This is a genomic window from Neobacillus cucumis (assembly GCF_023715505.1).
In genome coordinates, this window is the sequence record NZ_JAMBOH010000003.1 from 123,109 (window position 1) to 139,608 (window position 16,500).

Here is a 16,500-nt window from a genome sequence, read left to right on the forward strand (position 1 = left end):
TCCTTTGCTTTAAAGGTCACTTCTTTAGGGAAGAATGATTGTTTTATTTTCTGCAGACTCTTTATACAAAACAATCGTGTTTCCAATAATTTGAACGATTTCTGCTCCGGTACCGTTTGCCAGCTGATCTGCTACCTCTGTTCTATCTTCCTCACAATTCTGCAGAACACTTATTTTAAAAAGTTCTCTTGCTTCAAGTGCATTGGCAATTTGTTTAATCATATTCTCATTTACCCCGCCCTTTCCTACTTGAAAGATCGGATCTAAATGATGTGCCTTTGACCGTAAAAATCTTTTTTGTTTACCTGTTAGCATTATTTTCCTCCTAGTTGTCCCAACACATTTTCTTTCATTCGTTGTATATCTGGAAATATCCCTGTCCATTTTTCAAAGGCTAGAGCCCCTTGATAAACAAACATGTCAATTCCGTTTTGAACCGTTGCCCCTATGCTTTTTGCTTCACGCAAAATCCTTGTTTCAAGCGGGTTATAGATGATTTCACAGACTAATGAATTCTCATTTAGATATTCTAGAGTTATGGGCTGCTCCGTGATATTGGGCTCCATACCAATCATTGTTGTTTGAATAATCAAGTCATATTCACCTAATTCGCTGCTCGCATGGTTTAAGGTTAGGCCCCTTGAAGAAATGGAGTATGGACACTCTTCAATGAGTTGAACAGCTTTTTCAAGTGTGCGATTAGCAATGTCAATCTGAATCGGTTTTTCTTTCGCTAAAGTAAAATAGATTGCTCTAGCTGCACCACCTGCGCCAATTACCAATATCTTTTGACTTTGAATCTTGGTTTTATAGGCATCTAACCCTTTCAAAAACCCCAGACCATCAGTATTGTAGCCTATCAATTTGCCATCTTTATTGACAACTGTATTAACAGCACCAATACTGGCTGCTAACTCATCCACTTCATCAAGAAATGGGATAATGCTGCTTTTGTGAGGAATGGTGACATTAAATCCACCTGCTCCCAGTGCTCTTAATCCATTTACCGCATCTCTTAATTCATCCTCCTTTACTAGAAAAGGAAGATATTCTGCATCGATATTATAAAGAGAAAACAAATCATTATGCATTACCGGTGACATCGAATGGCCAATCGGATTCCCCAATACTCCAAATAACTTTTTCATCTATTTCCCCCACCCTGTTAACACTTTCTATACTAAATCAATGATCTCCGCATTAAAGTTTGTACACCTTTGGGCACATAGGCAGCCACTTTTGCCCCAGGCTCATTTATGGTAATCCAGCCAAGGCCCGAAAAAACGATATCTGTTTTGGATTCTTTGACAGTAAATTCTTGTTTGACTAGCTCCGGAAAAAATTCTAAATCTTCTGGTCCTGGTGGTGTCAGCATTTCCCCTAGATGCTTTTCATATAGATCGTCAGCATTTTCCACTTTTGTCCGATGGATATTCAATTCATTGGATACATAACAAACAAAGGATCTTCTGCCGCCGCTTATATAATCAAAACGTGCCAATCCCCCAAAAAACAAGGTTTGGCCTTCATTTAATTGAAATACTTTTGGCTTTATTTCCTTCTTTGGAGTGATGATTTTCAAATCTTTTTTGTTAATAAAATGCGCCATTTGATGGTGATTGATTATTCCCGGTGAATCAATTAAAAATTTCTCATCATCTAACGGAATTTGGATAATATCTAATGTTGTACCAGGAAAATGAGAAGTTGTGATAACGTCCTCTTCACCGGTTACTTCCTTAATGATTCGATTGATAAATGTTGACTTTCCAACATTCGTACAACCAACCACATAAACATCTTTTCCATTTCGCAAAACATCAATGGCTGCGGCCGTATCTCCAATATTTAGTCCTTTAGCAGCACTTACTAAAAATACTTCTTCCGGTCTGAGTCCGAGTTCTTTTGATTCATGCTTCATCCACTGCACTAACTTGGCATGCTTCACAGATTTTGGCAGTAAATCAACTTTGTTTCCCACAAGAACAACCTTATTATTACCAACGAATCGGTGCAAGCCCGGAAGCCAGCTCCCGTTAAAATCAAAGATATCTACAATCATGACAATGAGGGCGTCAGACTTGCCAATCTCATTTAAAATCTTTAAAAAGTCATCATCTGTTAAATTTACGTCTTGAACCTCGTTATAGTGTTTTAACCGAAAACATCTTTGGCAAATAATGGTCTCTTTCTCCAAAGCAGAAGAAGGAGCATAACCAATTTCGTTAGGGTTTTCCGTTTGGACTTTTATACCACAGCCCATACAAATATATTGTTGATTACTCACAGATTAATCCTCCCATTGAAGCATCCCTTTTTTACGGAACCAATTTAAAATTCTTCGTTCCGCAAACCGATTGAATTTCGTCCAAAAACCATCGGACGAGGCAACAGGCACAACCAAAATCGTATGAAATCCGCTCCGATTTCCTCCAAGGACATCGGTTAATAATTGGTCACCAATGACAACTGCCTCTTCCTTATTTATTCCCATTTGTTGTATTGCCCTGTGAAACGCCGGTCCCATTGGTTTCCGTGCTCTATAAATAAACGGTATGTTGAGAGGGTCTGAAAAAAACTTTACTCTTTCTTCATTATTATTAGAAACAATGGTTACCAGGATATTATGATTTTTTATTTCATCAAACCATTTGATTAATTGTGGCGTAGCACTGGGACGGTCCCATTCTACAAGGGTATTATCCAAATCGGTAATAATCCCCTTAATCCCTCTTGCTTTTAATTCTTCAGGTGAAATATCAAGAATGCTTTTCACATGTTCATTTGGTAAAAATTGTTTTAACACTAAGCGTACACCTCATTAGTTCTAAATAAAATGATGGATGAACAACCACCATTTTCTTTTATTGTACCATCATAACCAATTTCCCCCCACGTTTCAAAAGAAAAGTGAAAGGGCCCAAGATTACTAATAAAAATTACTTTATTTCTTATTATCCTTCAAATATCGACAAACATGAAATTCAAATATGATTACTTTCCGTTAAATTTAAAGGAATTACTGATTTCATGAAATTAAAAATAAATATTTTTCGACAAAACCCATCAGTATGCTGCTCTGTGGATAACCTTATTAACATTATACCCATTGAAACCTTTACATTTGGTTACTTTATAAACAAATTAATCACAAGTTATCCACGTGAATCTGTGGATAAAGAGAACGATTGTTCTAAAGGAATAAATTTGGTAGATTTAGGTTACAGCTATTGAACTTACCAATTTATGTTTTGTTCTTATAAAATAGAACCATTTTATTTTAATCGGAGGTGGATTCTGACATGCGGAAACTGTCAGATGAATTATTAATCGAATCATATTTTAAAGCCAGAGAATTAAACTTAAGCCCAGAATTTATTGGTCTCATTGAGTCTGAGATTCACCGACGTTCTTTATACAATAAAATCAAAAAATCTTCTTAATTCTAACTTTCTGCCCTTTAAGGGCTTTTCTTTTTATATGGGAGTAAAAATAACAAAGGCGCTAAAAAGCGCCGTTTTGAATTACTTTACTAGTATTCCTAGTCTTTCCCCAACCTTAAGCTCTTGTGGAGTATGCAGTGTTTTGTCCATTTGAAAGATCCCTTTTTCAAATAACAGGACAACTGTCGACCCAAAACTAAAGTAAGCCATTTCTCCCCCTTTTTCTAGTTCACTGCCCTTATGAGTGGTTTCAATTGAATTTACGAACATTGCTCCAACCTTAACGATGGCTGCATGACCATAATTTGTTTTCACCTCAGTTATGACGCGATAGTTTTTTGAAAGGGTCTCCCGACCGTACTTTAATCCCCATTTATTAACCGGGAATGATTTCGAACCAAGTTCCCATTGTTTGATAACTGTTCCATTGACAGGACTATGGATGCGATGGTAATGGCTTGGACTTAAATATAAAATCATATATGTACCATTCAAATATTTGGACAAAATATCACGATCCCCAAGCATCTCACCGATAGAATAGACTTTCCCTTTTACCATGATGTCACTTGTTTCTTCAATTTTCCCAACGTCTTCTAAAACCGCATCGACAGGACTGACTACAGTGTCCGTTTGGGGATCAATTTTTCTTGCTTCTTTTTTTAGCGTTCTCACAAATAAATCGTGCAATGTAGGATAATCAGACAGCCCTTTTTCCATTTCCTCCAGATTTATTTGATAAATCCTTGCAAACGATGGGACAACAAACCGACTAACAGGTGAACGAGCGAATTTTTTCAAAATCCCTGATGTCCATCTTCCATTGGTCAATTCTATTAACAGACGATATAAACCCTGTAACATGATAATACCCCCAAATAGTGTAAAAATACTCTTTACGCAATGACATAAAACCCTTAGAATTAAATAATATAGAATAACCTAAAAAAAGTATAATTCCCTTCTGTTTTAAAAAAAAGGAGTGGTGTGGAGAATGTTTTTATTAGATGTATTGGATCACACAATTAAAAAACTGAAATCCCAAACAGCAAATGTTATTACGATAACAAACCTTTCACTCGGTGGATTTGCAATCGTCCTTGGCTTGCATGGAAATTTACGCCTAAGCTTATTACTCATTTTTATTGCAGCCCTAGCCGATCGGTTTGATGGTATGATCGCCCGAAAGTTTAATATCGAATCGGAATTAGGGAAACAATTGGATTCCATGAGTGATATTATATCATTTGGAGTCGCACCCGCACTATTACTATACCAAGGAATTTTATTTGAATTTGGCGGACCAGGTTCATTTTTTACGGTTTTTTACATTAGCTGTGGTGCCTTTCGGTTAGCACGGTTTAACATTACAGAGAGTAATGGTTATTTTACAGGATTACCTATTACGGCAGCGGGCTGTCTTGCAACCTTAAGTTATTTGGCAATCCCTTACCTCCCCTCACAAACGTTCTTATTTATTATGATTATTTTATCATTTCTAATGGTCAGCTCCTTTAAACTGAAAAAAGTATAAGAAAAAAATGACTTAATATATATCCAAACAAATCTGACCTTCTCTAGTGGCTTGCTAGATAGGTCATTTTTATTTTTTGCAAATAAAATTATCAGGACAGACACAATTTCTTGTTTTCTTCATAGGAATTAATAAAAGGGCTAGAGTCCAAAAAAGCACGGGGGTGGACGTAGATGACTGGAATCTTAACAGCTCTTGGATATTTAATGAAGGAATTCTTATTTCTTGTTTCTTATGTAAAAAATAATGCCTTTCCTCAACCCCTCTCTGCAGCCGAAGAAAGAAAGTACTTACGGTTAATGGCAGAAGGGGATGCACACGCACGTAATATGTTAATCGAACACAATTTACGCCTTGTCGCCCATATCGTAAAAAAATTCGAAAATACCGGCGAGGATTCAGAAGATTTAATTTCCATTGGAACGATAGGATTAATAAAAGCAATTGAGAGCTATTCAGAAGGGAAAGGCACAAAACTCGCCACTTATGCTGCAAGATGTATTGAAAATGAAATCCTCATGCACCTTAGAGCGCTCAAAAAAACAAAAAAGGATGTTTCTCTGCATGACCCAATCGGTCAGGATAAGGAGGGCAATGAAATTTCATTAATTGACGTACTTAAATCAGAATCGGAAGATGTAGTGGATACCATTCAACTTAACATGGAGCTTGAAAAAATAAAAAAGTATATTGAAGTGCTAGATGACAGGGAAAAGGAAGTGATAATCGGCCGATTCGGTCTGGATTTACAAAAGGAAAAAACGCAGCGGGAAATTGCGAAAGAACTAGGGATATCAAGAAGCTATGTATCAAGGATTGAAAAACGAGCTTTGATGAAAATGTTCCATGAGTTTTACCGTGCTGAAAAAGATCGGAAGAAAAAATAAGGTTGTTATCATGATGAATAGAATATGGCATTGCCGAAAAGAGCAGGAGTTCTCCTCCTGCCCTTTTTGTTTGAGTTTACTTATCCTTACCGTCCTTCAACAAATTGTTCCACGTTTTCCCGCCATCAGTGGATTCATATAAATCATTTTTGTATGTAGTAAAGGCCAGCTGGTTAGTATTTCTTGGATTAACAGCCAAGTAGGTAATAGGGTTATCATAATCAAGAAACGGTATAAACAAATCGGCCTGTTGACCAGTAGAAGGGGCAACTGTTTTTAATAAAATTTTCTCATTTTCAACACTAGAAAAAAGAATTGAATCCCCGCTGAAGGTTAATGCCGTCACCATAATTGGCCCTGTTATCAGTTTCATGGTATTCCCGTTATCTGTTGAAAAATAAATACCAGATCTTGTTGACATCGCCATTGTGTTTCCGTTAGTCGGATGAACTGCCATCATTCCCATTGAATCTGCACTAAAATTTTTAAGTGCACTTTTTTTCCAAGTGACCCCGTTATCAGTAGAATAGTTTACACCCAAACTTACCTCATCACTTTGCGCTTCCCCAATGACATAAAGTCCATTTCCGGAGTAACTAGCGGCAGTAAAATGAAAGTTAGCATTATCATAAAAAGCCAGCTTCTGAATGGTTTTTCCCTTATTAACGCTTTTAATTAGACCGAGCGGATCCTTATAGCCCGAGCCTTTTTGCGGATGGCCGCTGGCGATAAATCCTGTCTCGACAGCTTGAAAACCAATATAGTCATGTTGGTTTGCCGTTGTTTTGTACCACTTTTTATCTTTATAAAGTTTTAGTCCATCATTTCCGGCAATATATAGGGCAGTATCGTTGCCCGGGTAGCCAATCCCGCGGATATTTTTCAAGCTTATGGAACCCGCATCAACAATTTGAAAAGCAGCTTTATTTTTCGAACTTGTTTCTTCTTTCACCTGACTCTTATTAGAGCATCCTGATATAACCAGCACTACTCCTAAAAGAAAAACAAAAAACGTTTTAATCGTAAGCTTCATTTTTTCCCCTCCTATAATATTAAAATATGAGATATTTGGTTAGGAATCCTTATCCATCCACTTATACCCCACTCCTCATACGGTTGTCAAATAATCTTCCGCTGGAAAACCGCTTTCCGTAATTTATCTCTAAATTTTATTTGTCTTTAGTGGGACATACACGTTTGCCTATACCGTTAATAGGAGTCCTCATACCTTAATATAAAAGGGCAAAGGGGTGATTCAGTTGCCATTTGGTTATTCATATCCCTGCGGTTACCCAGCCCCATATCCTGCCTGCCCTGTTCCTTATAACTACGGTGGCGGTGGGATATGGATTGCAGTCATCATCATCTTATTCGTTCTCCTATTAATCTTTGGTGGCTGGTGGTGGTATACACAGTTCTGTTGAAAGTATATTTTCAGGCTTGTGCTCACTGCATAAGCCATTTTTATATAGTGCAAAGTAAGAGAGTTTTTTGATAAATGGATTATAATGAAGGAGTACATATTTGAGGAGGTACAAACATGAAAGTCAATACATATTCAGAAGTATGGAATCTTGATGTATTCTTCCCTAGAGGAAGTGATTCCAATGAATTACATAAGTTCATCATTCAAACGGAAGAAAGTATTAAAGGGTTTGAAGCAAAGGTAACTAATTGGACACCCCTTAATTCAGTGGAGGACAGCGAATACCTGCAGGAACTTTTACGCGATTTAGAAGAGGCAGCAAAGAAGTTAACTCATGCAGGGGCGTTTATTGGCTGTCTATTAGCACAAAACACAAAAGATAAAAAGGCCTACTCTCTTGATGCAAAAATAACAAGTTTGGGAGCGGTATTTCAAACAGCAATAGGTTCACTGGATCATTACTTCACCACAATTAATGACACAGTCTGGGGGCAGTTAGTTGCTGCAGAACCGTTGAAAGAATTTAGCTTTGTTTTAACGGAGAGCCGAGAAAAAGCTAAAGAGAAACTTTCAAAAGAAGAAGAAGCCATAATCAGCACCCTTGAAGTTGACGGCTATCATAGCTGGGGACAACTCTATGATTTAATAGTTAGTAAAATAAAAGTTCCCTTTAGCGAAAACGGTGAGGAACAACAGCTTTCCGTCGGACAAGCTTTTAACAAATTCTCAAACCCCGACCGTGAGATTCGTGCTGCTGTTTTTAAAAATTGGGAACAAGCCTGGGGAAACCAAGCCGACATTCTGGCCAAAACACTTAATCATCTTGCGGGATTCCGTTTAAGTGTTTACCAGAAGCGAGGCTGGGGAGATGTCTTACAAGAACCACTCAGCATTAACCGGATGGAAAAAGTAACATTGGAAACGATGTGGTCCGTTATTTCGCAGCATAAACAAAAGCTTGTTGATTATTTGGAGCGCAAGGCTAATCTCCTTGGACTTAAGAAGTTAAGCTGGTTTGATTTAGATGCTCCCTACGGAAAAACGGAAACAAAGGTACCTTACCAAGAAGGGGCCCACTTTATTGAACAGAACTTTGCCCTTTTTGGAGAAAAGCTCGCGGCCTTTACGAAAAATGCTTTCGAGGAACGATGGATTGAAGCAGAGGACCGTCCAGGGAAAGCACCGGGAGGGTTTTGTACATATCTTCCAGAGAACGAACAATCGCGAATTTTTATGACCTACTCCGGTACGCCATCAAATGTATCTACACTCGCCCATGAGCTTGGTCACGCATTTCATTCCTATGCAATGAGAGACGTCCCCTTTCTCAATTGCAACTATGCCATGAATGTGGCAGAAACAGCCTCAACCTTTGCCGAAATGATTGTGGCAGATGCAGCTGTTAAAAATGCTAAGGACGAAGAAGAAAAGCTTGTTCTATTGGATGATAAAATCCAGCGGACGGTTGCCCTTCTTATGAATATCCATGCCCGCTTCTTATTTGAAACGAGTTTTTATGAGGAAAGGAAAGTTGGGACTGTCACTGCAGATCGAATTAGTGAATTGATGTTGGCAGCACAGAAAGAGGCTTACTGTGATGCTTTAGAGGAATATCATCCACTATTTTGGGCTTCTAAGCTCCATTTTTTTATCACGGATGTACCGTTTTATAACTTCCCTTATACATTTGGCTACCTTTTCTCGTTGGGAATCTATGCACAGGCCCTTGAAGAGGGGAAAGGGTATGAGGAAAAATATATGGCTTTGTTAAGAGACACAGCCTCCATGAAGGTAGAGGATTTGGCAAAAAAACATTTACAAGTGGATTTAACCCAAAAAGACTTTTGGGAAAAAGCCGTAGGTACTTGTCTTGCTGATATCGATGAATTCCTTGAATTAACTGAAAAGAAATAATCGAGATAAATAAATGAGCATCGGCTTTTTTAAGCCAATGCTCATTTATTTTATATTATTCTACACTTATCTTAGCTGAAATTACGCATCCAATTGCCCCTGTAATAATGAGAGCCATTACAACCATAAACATGTTCTCCACCCCTTAGAGATCTGTTATTTTCTAATTTGAATTTATCATATTTTCACAGTACCAATCTAAAGGAATCATGAACATTTTGTTAACAATTGATAAGAGGTTTACTAACATGGCTAATTTATGACTCGTTACGAAGTGGTGTGTTTGTTTGTTTTCTTCCATTTAAAAATTATTAATGATAAGAATATAGTATGCAGTGGCATTGTGATTTTACCTCCTATTTTTTCTTCCTTGACTAGGTGGTATCCTTCATACCCCATAAGCTTGCTCCCCGTCCTTGCATTAGAAAAAACATCATATCAAAAACCACCTTTCCTTGTATAATTTTTAATAGTTACTTCTAATTGTTTCGATACATAGAAATTTGTCTGTCTTTGTTTTGTTCATACAGCTTTTCAACCATTTCTTGATGAATTGCTTCTTCGGTGCTGATTTTTCGTTTTTTGATGGTAATCGAGAAAAATAGAATATTGAGGGTCATGTACAACCACCTCCTTAAATAAAAATTTTTAAATGACAGCTGAAACCAAAGAGAAGTTGATACGTCCAATGCCTGCAGTTTTACCTTATGCACCACATATCCAAATGGCTTTTAAAAAGGGCACAAAAAGGCCGCAGAAAGAGATTCCCTGCGGCCAGAGCCTAATTTTTAGGCACAAAAATACCGCAAGGCGTCATTCTCCCTGCGGCATGGATATGTATTGTCTCTTTGCGCAATTGATACGCTAAGTGATCCATTCCAATCTGGTCGAATGGGTGATACTCAGATATACAGTTTTCACACTAGTGGACGCTGTTACAGTGCTTGAGTAAACGGCTCTATTTAACATCATTTTCTTCGACCTCCTTTGGAATATTTCACTTTCTATGGTAATTATATCCACGCTAACTAACTTTGTAAACCATTTTTTGTAAGTTTTTTTCAAATAAGGAAAATGCCCTCTTAAAATACGTAAAAAGGCGCCCCGACTAAAAATCGGTGCGCCTAGCGTTTAATTATTTAAATCTTCGTGATCATCCATTTCAAACAGCTTTAGTTGACATTGCTTGTACTGGATAAAAAACAAAATTGACAAAGCAATAGAGGATGTGGAAGAAAGGACCATCAAATTTAGTGCGAGTTCAGTTTTTGCTTCAACCGGAATAATAACTCCTAAATAAAAAAAGATTCCAACAGCCAATAAGACAGTTCCGAAACGTTTAAAATCGACCATCTTCTCATACAACACCTTGGTTTGCTGCTTCACTACTTATCACCTGTCTTTCTTAAAATCTACTAACCTACTTTACCACAGATGTAGCAGCTAAACAGTATGTAAATATTAGAAAAGGTGACAGGCACCATGTGAAAATTTCACATGGTGCCTGTCACCTTTTGCTGCATTATGATTATTTTAATGCTTGTGATAGGTCTTCGATCAGGTCCTCGACGTCTTCAATGCCTACAGATATTCGGACTAGACCTTCTGTGATGCCTAGCTCGGCTCTTCGTTCAGCCGGGATTGAAGCATGGGTCATGCGTGCTGGCACGGAAATTAGGCTCTCGACGGCTCCAAGACTTTCTGCCAGGGTAAAGTATTTAATTCTGCTAAGGATCAGATCTGCATTTGCCCCGCTGCCAACATCAAAGGAAACCATGCCGCCAAACCCTCTTGCCTGTTTTTTGGCAATCTCATGATTAGGATGGGTTTCAAGGCCTGGATAGAATACTTTGTTGACCTTTGGATGGGTTTGTAGAAATGCGACGATCGCCTTCGTATTCTCTTCCGTTTCCTCCATACGAATTCCCAAAGTTTTAATCCCGCGAATTAATAGCCATGAATCCTGCGGCCCTAAAACGCCGCCAGTGGAGTTCTGAACGAAATGGAGGTCTTCAGCAAGCTTGCTGCTGTTTACCACCGCTAAACCAGCCACCACATCGCTGTGGCCGCCAATATATTTTGTCGCACTGTGAAGAACAATATCTGCGCCGAGCTCAAGCGGATTTTGCCAATAAGGAGTGGAAAAAGTATTGTCAACGATTGTTAACAAATTATGCTTCTTTGCCAGCTTTGCTGCTGCTTCAATATCGGTAATCTTTAAGAGCGGGTTGGTCGGTGTTTCGATGTAAATTGCTTTAGTATTTGGACGAATTTCACGTTGAATATTTTCCAAATTGCTAGTGTCTACAAAGGTTGAATCAATACCAACGCGCTTTAATACCTTCGTCAATACACGGAACGTCCCACCGTAGACATCATCTGTGATGACGACATGATCCCCGCTGTTAAACAGCATGAATACAGCCGTAATCGCCGCCATTCCAGAGCCAAAAGCAAAACCTGCTGTACCGCCTTCAATTTCCTTTATAAGCTCCTCTAACGCATGTCTAGTAGGATTTCCGGTTCGGGAATATTCAAAGCCCTTGTGCCCTCCAACCCCCTCCTGTTTATACGTACTTACCTGATAAATTGGGAAAGAAACAGCGCCAGTTGCAGGGTCTTCACTGATACCGCCATGAATTAATCTTGTTTTCGGTCTCAAGCTATATGCCTCCTTCAAAAATCTTCTTACTTAAATAACGTTCACTGCCGTCCGGAAAAATAACCACAATATTGGTCCCTGCTTTTGCCGTCTTTGCCTCCTCTAAGGCTGCATAGAAGGCTGCACCTGAAGAACTCCCACAAAGCAGTCCCTCCTGCATAGCTAATTCCTTTACCAGACGAAAGGAATTAACATCTGAAACGGTATGAATCGCATCAAAATAAGTGGGATCCATATAGCCTGGTAAAAATTCCATCCCAATTCCTTCTGTTTTGTGAGGTCCCGATTTGCCGCCATTCAATATGGATCCTTCTGGTTCTACAATAACAGTCTTAACTGCTTGGTTCTGATCTTTTAAATACCGGGCGGTCCCCATAAAGGTTCCGCCAGTGCCTGCCCCGGCAACAAAAATATGGACGTTCCCATCCATTTGTTCCCAAATTTCAGGCCCGAGTGTTTTATAATATGTTTCAGGGTTAGCCGGATTCCCAAATTGCCGCGGGCAATAGGAACCCGGGATTTCTTTTAAAAGCTCGTCAGCTTTAGCTATGGCTCCCTTCATCCCCTGTTCTGTTGGAGTATGAACGACCTTAGCTCCCAGTGCTTTCATTAATTCCTGTTTTTCGATACTAAATTTCTCTGGTACACACAGAATGACCTGTACTCCTTTATTAATCGCGGCTAGCGCCAGACCAATTCCGGTATTTCCAGCAGTGGGTTCAATGACAGTACCGCCAGACCTTAGTTTCCCGCTTGAAAACGCCTCTTCTAAAAGTTTAATTCCAAGCCGGTCCTTGACACTTCCCCCTGGGTTCATGAATTCAAGCTTTGCAAAAATACGAACGCCTTTAGGCAAAGAAAATTGTGTAATTTCAACCATAGGTGTATGCCCAATTAATTCATGGACGTTTTTGTAAAACTGCATTGCTCCACCCCTAAGTACTATTTTAATGCAGCTACCATTTTCATAACCAAAGTAGCAGAATTAGTTGCTGCTTTGTCGATAAACTGATCAAATGAGATTTCGGACTCTTTTCCGGCAATGTCAGAAAGCGAACGAATAATCACAAATGGAACTCCGAAACGGTGGGCCACTTGCGCAATCGCTGCAGCTTCCATTTCTACCGCCTGAAGGTCCGTAAATTTCGACCGAACGAACTCAACCCTTTCCGGGTCTTCCATAAATGAGTCACCGGTTACGATTAGTCCCTTAACAATTCGAAAATCATCAAGTTCCATTGCGGCAGACTGAGCCACAGAAATTAATTTGTCATCCGCCAAAAAGGCAGCAGGGAGCTGGGGTACCTGACCATATTCATATCCAAAGGCAGTTACATCGACATCATGATGACGGACTTCTGTTGAAATAACAGCGTCTCCAACGTTTAACGAAGGATTAAATCCTCCTGCTGAACCGGTATTGATGATGCAATCGGGCTTATATTTTTCAAGCAGGATGGTCGTCGACATCGCCGCATTTACTTTCCCAATACCCGAACGCAGTAAGATGACCTCTGAATCATGCATGTTACCAAATGTAAATTCGCAGCCCGCAACTGTTTCTTGTGTTTGACCCTTAATATGATCTCGTAGTAAGGTTACTTCTTCTTCCATTGCTCCAATAATTGCGATCTTCATATATTTACCTCTTTCTTCTTTCTGTAGCCTTCCATTAACCCGGACAAATAAATATATACACTCCATCAAAATGGGATTGTATTATTGTATTCAGTTATGTATTGTCAGGTTAGTGTAAGCAATTAGTTTTTATATTTGAATGTACGAATATAATCTTCCGCGTATTCCTGCATCGTATCCGCAAACCCTATTCTATCACCATTTAAAAACAACGTGCTAGATTAAGGATAAAACAATTGTATACAAACATTAAATTTACTAAAATCAACATAGGGAAAGGGGGAGCCAGATGAATTTTCAACTTGACTTTATTGAGGATAAGGTAGAATTTTTTGAGGCGGATCATTTAAATACATTGCAGAAAAAGATTGAGTCACAGATTGATGAAAATCGTGCTATTATGCTATCCGTCCACTCTGTTTCACATCAAATGCATGTGAACGAAAACGGTCAGACCTATTTTACAGCGGTTGTGCATTTTAAAAAGAAATAGGATGGTGCCATTAGATGCACCATCCTATTTTCATTATTGTGGTTCAACCTTTGTAGGAACATAGCCTTGGCCATCTACCCATTTTATATAAACCTTATATTTCTGTGACTTATCTTTAGAGGCAACGGTCCCAACGGCTCCATTGCTAGTAGACTTATCACTGCCAAGCCAATATACTGTCATATTGCTTTGGTCAAGACCTGTTGCTTTGGAAATGGCATTTAACATGGCCTGCCAATCTTCACCCTCAAATGTCATTTTATGCTCACCTGATTGTGTCGTGGAAGAAGTTCCATCATCAGTAACAACAGCCTGTGTATCATCTGGCTGTTCAGGTGTGGTTGTTTCTTGACTTTCTTGTTCGGCTGCCGTTTGATCCTCTGAAGAAGAACTGTCATCACTTGATCCAGTGTCGTCCTTCGTCTTCGCATCGGTTGTTGATTCTTTATCTGTTGTTTTTTCTTTATCTGTAGTTTTTGTTTGTTCCGTTTTTGTACTTTCCGTCTTTGACGACGCAGCATTATCATTTCCTGATGAAAATATATTATAAGCAACAAAAATAATTAATAGCAGGACAACCACAATCAAAGTATTCAGAACCACATTTGTTTTTTTTCGTTTCGCTCGATAACCCGAACGTGAATTGGAATCATTGCTCAAGATTTTTCCCTCCTATAAATAAGGCTCTTAATATTCTAACATGATTTAAAGAGAACTTGAAGGGAAAACCTACTTACTACTTTTTTCATAATCTGTTTCATAGAGCATCTTCACCATATCTGCAAATAACAAATTCACTCCGCCCTCGAAATCTAACACATCCAAATTTACAGCGACAAGTGCATACTTTGGCTTTTTATATGGAAAATATCCGGCAAACCATTTATTATGAAGCTGCTTACCTGCCAAATATTTTCCTGTTTCAGCAGTCCCTGATTTTCCGGCAACTTCATATGGTAAATCTTTAAACCACCTGCCTGTACCATTAGGATTAGTTACAACCCCGCGAAGTAATTTTTGCAGTTTCATACTGGTGTACGGGGAGATCGAATCCCCTTCAAGGCTTCGGACAGGAAAATCCACCAATGTGGTCCCATTTTTATATTCAATTTTGGACACTGTCCTAACCATCTCTTTTTCCCCCCCTCTTGCAATAGTTGCCATCATATTCGCCACTGCTAAAGGGGTGGCGCGGACTTCTTGCTGGCCGATTCCAGACATCGCTGCGATGTTGGCATCCTTCCTTGCCTCATCCGAAACAAATACACGGCCAGCCTCCTCTTCTGTAAGCTGTTTGAAATTACTTGTATGATAGACATCTCCCTGCCAGCCCACTGTGGTGGTTAATGAAAGTTTGCCTGCATATTCCTCTAATAGGTGCGGGTCCTTTTTTTGTAATTCCTTGCCAAGCTCCCCAAACGTACGGTTACAGCTTCTTGCAAAACTATTCGTGAAATCAAGCATACCATAATTATATTTTAGTTCAGGTTTCCCATTTATTTTCTTACTGCAATTAAATTGACGCATTGGGTTATCTAGATCATTATCAATTGCGGCCGCTGCGACAACGGTCTTGAATACAGAACCGATAATCTGCTGTTTCAACATTTTATTGGTGATTCCTGCACTGCTGTAGGGATCCTTTTTATTAATAGCAGGCCGGGATACCATTGCAAGGACAGTGTTATCTTCAATATTAAGCAGGACAAGACCGCCCTTTTTAATTTGGTACTTGTCCACTAAGTCTTCGGACTTTTGCTGGATACCCTTATCAAGGGTAGTACGCACATTAACAGGATAAAAAGGGTTGGCCGGGTCGACATACTTAACATTGATGCCAAATAAAGGACCACCGGAGCCATCTACATGATAAACTAGTTTAGATTTCCCTTCAGGAAGCAGAAATTCATCAAAGCTTTCTTCAAGCCCTGATACACCAAGTAAGGTTTTCTCTGACAATTCTTTATTAGGATAACGTTTTTTCACTTCCTCAGGGTTTTCACCCGTCAGACCAATTAATTGTTCTGCAGGTATTTGGGATCGTTCCAACTTTTTTTCAATCGCAAAAACACCCGGAATATTTAATTCGTTAATTCGTTCCATTTGTAATGAAGTTAACTCCAATGGTTGTGGGTCACCATAAGCAAACGGTTTTTTTGCCCCTGCAACAGCCATTTTAAGTACGTTCTCCGATATTCCGGTAATTTCAGAAACCTTTTTCGCATCCCAGTCGATTTTTTTTAAAAAAGGAAATAGGACGAGGACAGAAACTTTTTTATGGGTAAGCATATCGCCATTTCGATCAAGAAAATTTCCCCGGCCATTATCAATCACTAACTCTTGTGTTCTTTGCTTAACACTTTCCTCAAGTAAATTGACGTTATGCTTTGAAAACGTCTCTGTTTCAATTAATTGAATTTCCATAAGCCGGACTAAAAGCAGTACCAAACCTGTAATACATACAATAAGCCATCCAATTGCCCGTCTTTTCCACATAAAAAAC

19 protein-coding genes are annotated in these 16,500 nt (G+C 38.9%); 6 read left to right on the plus strand and 13 right to left on the minus strand.

The genetic code is table 11. From position 1 onward, the window contains the following. Positions 1-24: 24 nt before the first annotated feature. The 4 genes from yhbY to M3226_RS05770 are packed head-to-tail and all read right to left on the minus strand — an operon-like array spanning position 25 to position 2,806. Positions 25-315 carry a ribosome assembly RNA-binding protein YhbY gene (gene yhbY, locus M3226_RS05755; RefSeq protein WP_251563446.1) on the minus strand — a complete coding sequence of 97 codons (291 nt, stop codon included), beginning with the start codon at positions 313-315 and terminating at the stop codon, positions 25-27. Continuing rightward, positions 315-1,148, minus strand: a complete 834-nt coding sequence (gene aroE / locus M3226_RS05760; protein WP_251563448.1) for a shikimate dehydrogenase — start codon at positions 1,146-1,148, stop codon at positions 315-317. The genes yhbY and aroE overlap by 1 nt, the downstream gene beginning before the upstream one ends. 32 nt (positions 1,149-1,180) lie before the next feature. Then, entirely contained in the window at positions 1,181-2,287 is a 1,107-nt protein-coding gene (gene yqeH, locus M3226_RS05765) for a ribosome biogenesis GTPase YqeH (RefSeq protein ID WP_251563450.1), read from the minus strand. A gap of 3 nt (positions 2,288-2,290) precedes the next feature. Further along, on the minus strand, positions 2,291-2,806 hold the full coding sequence (locus M3226_RS05770) for a YqeG family HAD IIIA-type phosphatase (RefSeq protein ID WP_251563452.1): 516 nt from the start codon (positions 2,804-2,806) through the stop codon (positions 2,291-2,293). A gap of 496 nt (positions 2,807-3,302) precedes the next feature. Here M3226_RS05770 and M3226_RS05775 point away from each other — a divergent pair, with 496 nt between their 5' ends. After that, a complete protein-coding gene (locus M3226_RS05775; RefSeq protein WP_251563454.1) occupies positions 3,303-3,443 on the plus strand; it encodes a sporulation histidine kinase inhibitor Sda in 141 nt (46 codons plus the stop codon). Between the two features lie 81 nt (positions 3,444-3,524). On the opposite strand, the gene M3226_RS05780 is transcribed toward M3226_RS05775, so the two are convergent. After that, a complete protein-coding gene (locus tag M3226_RS05780; RefSeq protein ID WP_251563456.1) occupies positions 3,525-4,307 on the minus strand; it encodes a phosphatidylserine decarboxylase in 783 nt (260 codons plus the stop codon). Between the two features lie 130 nt (positions 4,308-4,437). Here M3226_RS05780 and pssA point away from each other — a divergent pair, with 130 nt between their 5' ends. Both pssA and sigK read left to right on the plus strand, forming a co-directional pair. Continuing rightward, positions 4,438-4,977 (plus strand): CDP-diacylglycerol--serine O-phosphatidyltransferase, encoded by a 540-nt coding sequence (gene pssA / locus M3226_RS05785; protein WP_098529915.1) that lies wholly within the window; start codon positions 4,438-4,440, stop codon positions 4,975-4,977. A gap of 173 nt (positions 4,978-5,150) precedes the next feature. Beyond that, positions 5,151-5,864 carry an RNA polymerase sporulation sigma factor SigK gene (gene sigK / locus M3226_RS05790; protein ID WP_251563458.1) on the plus strand — a complete coding sequence of 238 codons (714 nt, stop codon included), beginning with the start codon at positions 5,151-5,153 and terminating at the stop codon, positions 5,862-5,864. 76 nt (positions 5,865-5,940) lie between these two features. Here sigK and M3226_RS05795 read toward each other — a convergent pair whose 3' ends face one another. Continuing rightward, positions 5,941-6,897 (minus strand): F510_1955 family glycosylhydrolase, encoded by a 957-nt coding sequence (locus M3226_RS05795; RefSeq protein ID WP_251563460.1) that lies wholly within the window; start codon positions 6,895-6,897, stop codon positions 5,941-5,943. Between the two features lie 226 nt (positions 6,898-7,123). Here M3226_RS05795 and M3226_RS05800 point away from each other — a divergent pair, with 226 nt between their 5' ends. Beyond that, positions 7,124-7,288 (plus strand): hypothetical protein, encoded by a 165-nt coding sequence (locus M3226_RS05800; RefSeq protein WP_251563462.1) that lies wholly within the window; start codon positions 7,124-7,126, stop codon positions 7,286-7,288. A 116-nt stretch (positions 7,289-7,404) separates the two neighbouring features. Continuing rightward, positions 7,405-9,204, plus strand: coding sequence for a M3 family oligoendopeptidase (locus M3226_RS05805; protein WP_251563464.1), 1,800 nt, complete (start codon positions 7,405-7,407; stop codon positions 9,202-9,204). A 479-nt stretch (positions 9,205-9,683) separates the two neighbouring features. On the opposite strand, the gene M3226_RS05810 is transcribed toward M3226_RS05805, so the two are convergent. The 5 genes from M3226_RS05810 to mtnN form a co-directional block, all read right to left on the minus strand. After that, positions 9,684-9,824 carry a YrzI family small protein gene (locus tag M3226_RS05810; RefSeq protein ID WP_251563466.1) on the minus strand — a complete coding sequence of 47 codons (141 nt, stop codon included), beginning with the start codon at positions 9,822-9,824 and terminating at the stop codon, positions 9,684-9,686. A gap of 511 nt (positions 9,825-10,335) precedes the next feature. Then, positions 10,336-10,590, minus strand: coding sequence for a YrhC family protein (locus M3226_RS05815; RefSeq protein ID WP_251563468.1), 255 nt, complete (start codon positions 10,588-10,590; stop codon positions 10,336-10,338). 142 nt (positions 10,591-10,732) lie between these two features. Continuing rightward, a complete protein-coding gene (locus M3226_RS05820; RefSeq protein WP_251563470.1) occupies positions 10,733-11,866 on the minus strand; it encodes a bifunctional cystathionine gamma-lyase/homocysteine desulfhydrase in 1,134 nt (377 codons plus the stop codon). 1 nt (position 11,867) lies between these two features. Continuing rightward, positions 11,868-12,791 carry a PLP-dependent cysteine synthase family protein gene (locus M3226_RS05825; protein WP_251563472.1) on the minus strand — a complete coding sequence of 308 codons (924 nt, stop codon included), beginning with the start codon at positions 12,789-12,791 and terminating at the stop codon, positions 11,868-11,870. 17 nt (positions 12,792-12,808) lie between these two features. After that, positions 12,809-13,504, minus strand: a complete 696-nt coding sequence (mtnN, locus tag M3226_RS05830) for a 5'-methylthioadenosine/S-adenosylhomocysteine nucleosidase (protein ID WP_251563473.1) — start codon at positions 13,502-13,504, stop codon at positions 12,809-12,811. Between the two features lie 289 nt (positions 13,505-13,793). Here mtnN and M3226_RS05835 point away from each other — a divergent pair, with 289 nt between their 5' ends. Continuing rightward, positions 13,794-13,997 (plus strand): DUF2536 family protein, encoded by a 204-nt coding sequence (locus tag M3226_RS05835; protein WP_251563476.1) that lies wholly within the window; start codon positions 13,794-13,796, stop codon positions 13,995-13,997. 33 nt (positions 13,998-14,030) lie between these two features. On the opposite strand, the gene M3226_RS05840 is transcribed toward M3226_RS05835, so the two are convergent. Both M3226_RS05840 and M3226_RS05845 read right to left on the minus strand, forming a co-directional pair. Next, on the minus strand, positions 14,031-14,657 hold the full coding sequence (locus tag M3226_RS05840; RefSeq protein ID WP_251563478.1) for a YrrS family protein: 627 nt from the start codon (positions 14,655-14,657) through the stop codon (positions 14,031-14,033). 69 nt (positions 14,658-14,726) lie between these two features. Then, positions 14,727-16,493, minus strand: coding sequence for a peptidoglycan D,D-transpeptidase FtsI family protein (locus M3226_RS05845; RefSeq protein ID WP_251563480.1), 1,767 nt, complete (start codon positions 16,491-16,493; stop codon positions 14,727-14,729). Between the last annotated feature and the right edge of the window lie 7 nt (positions 16,494-16,500).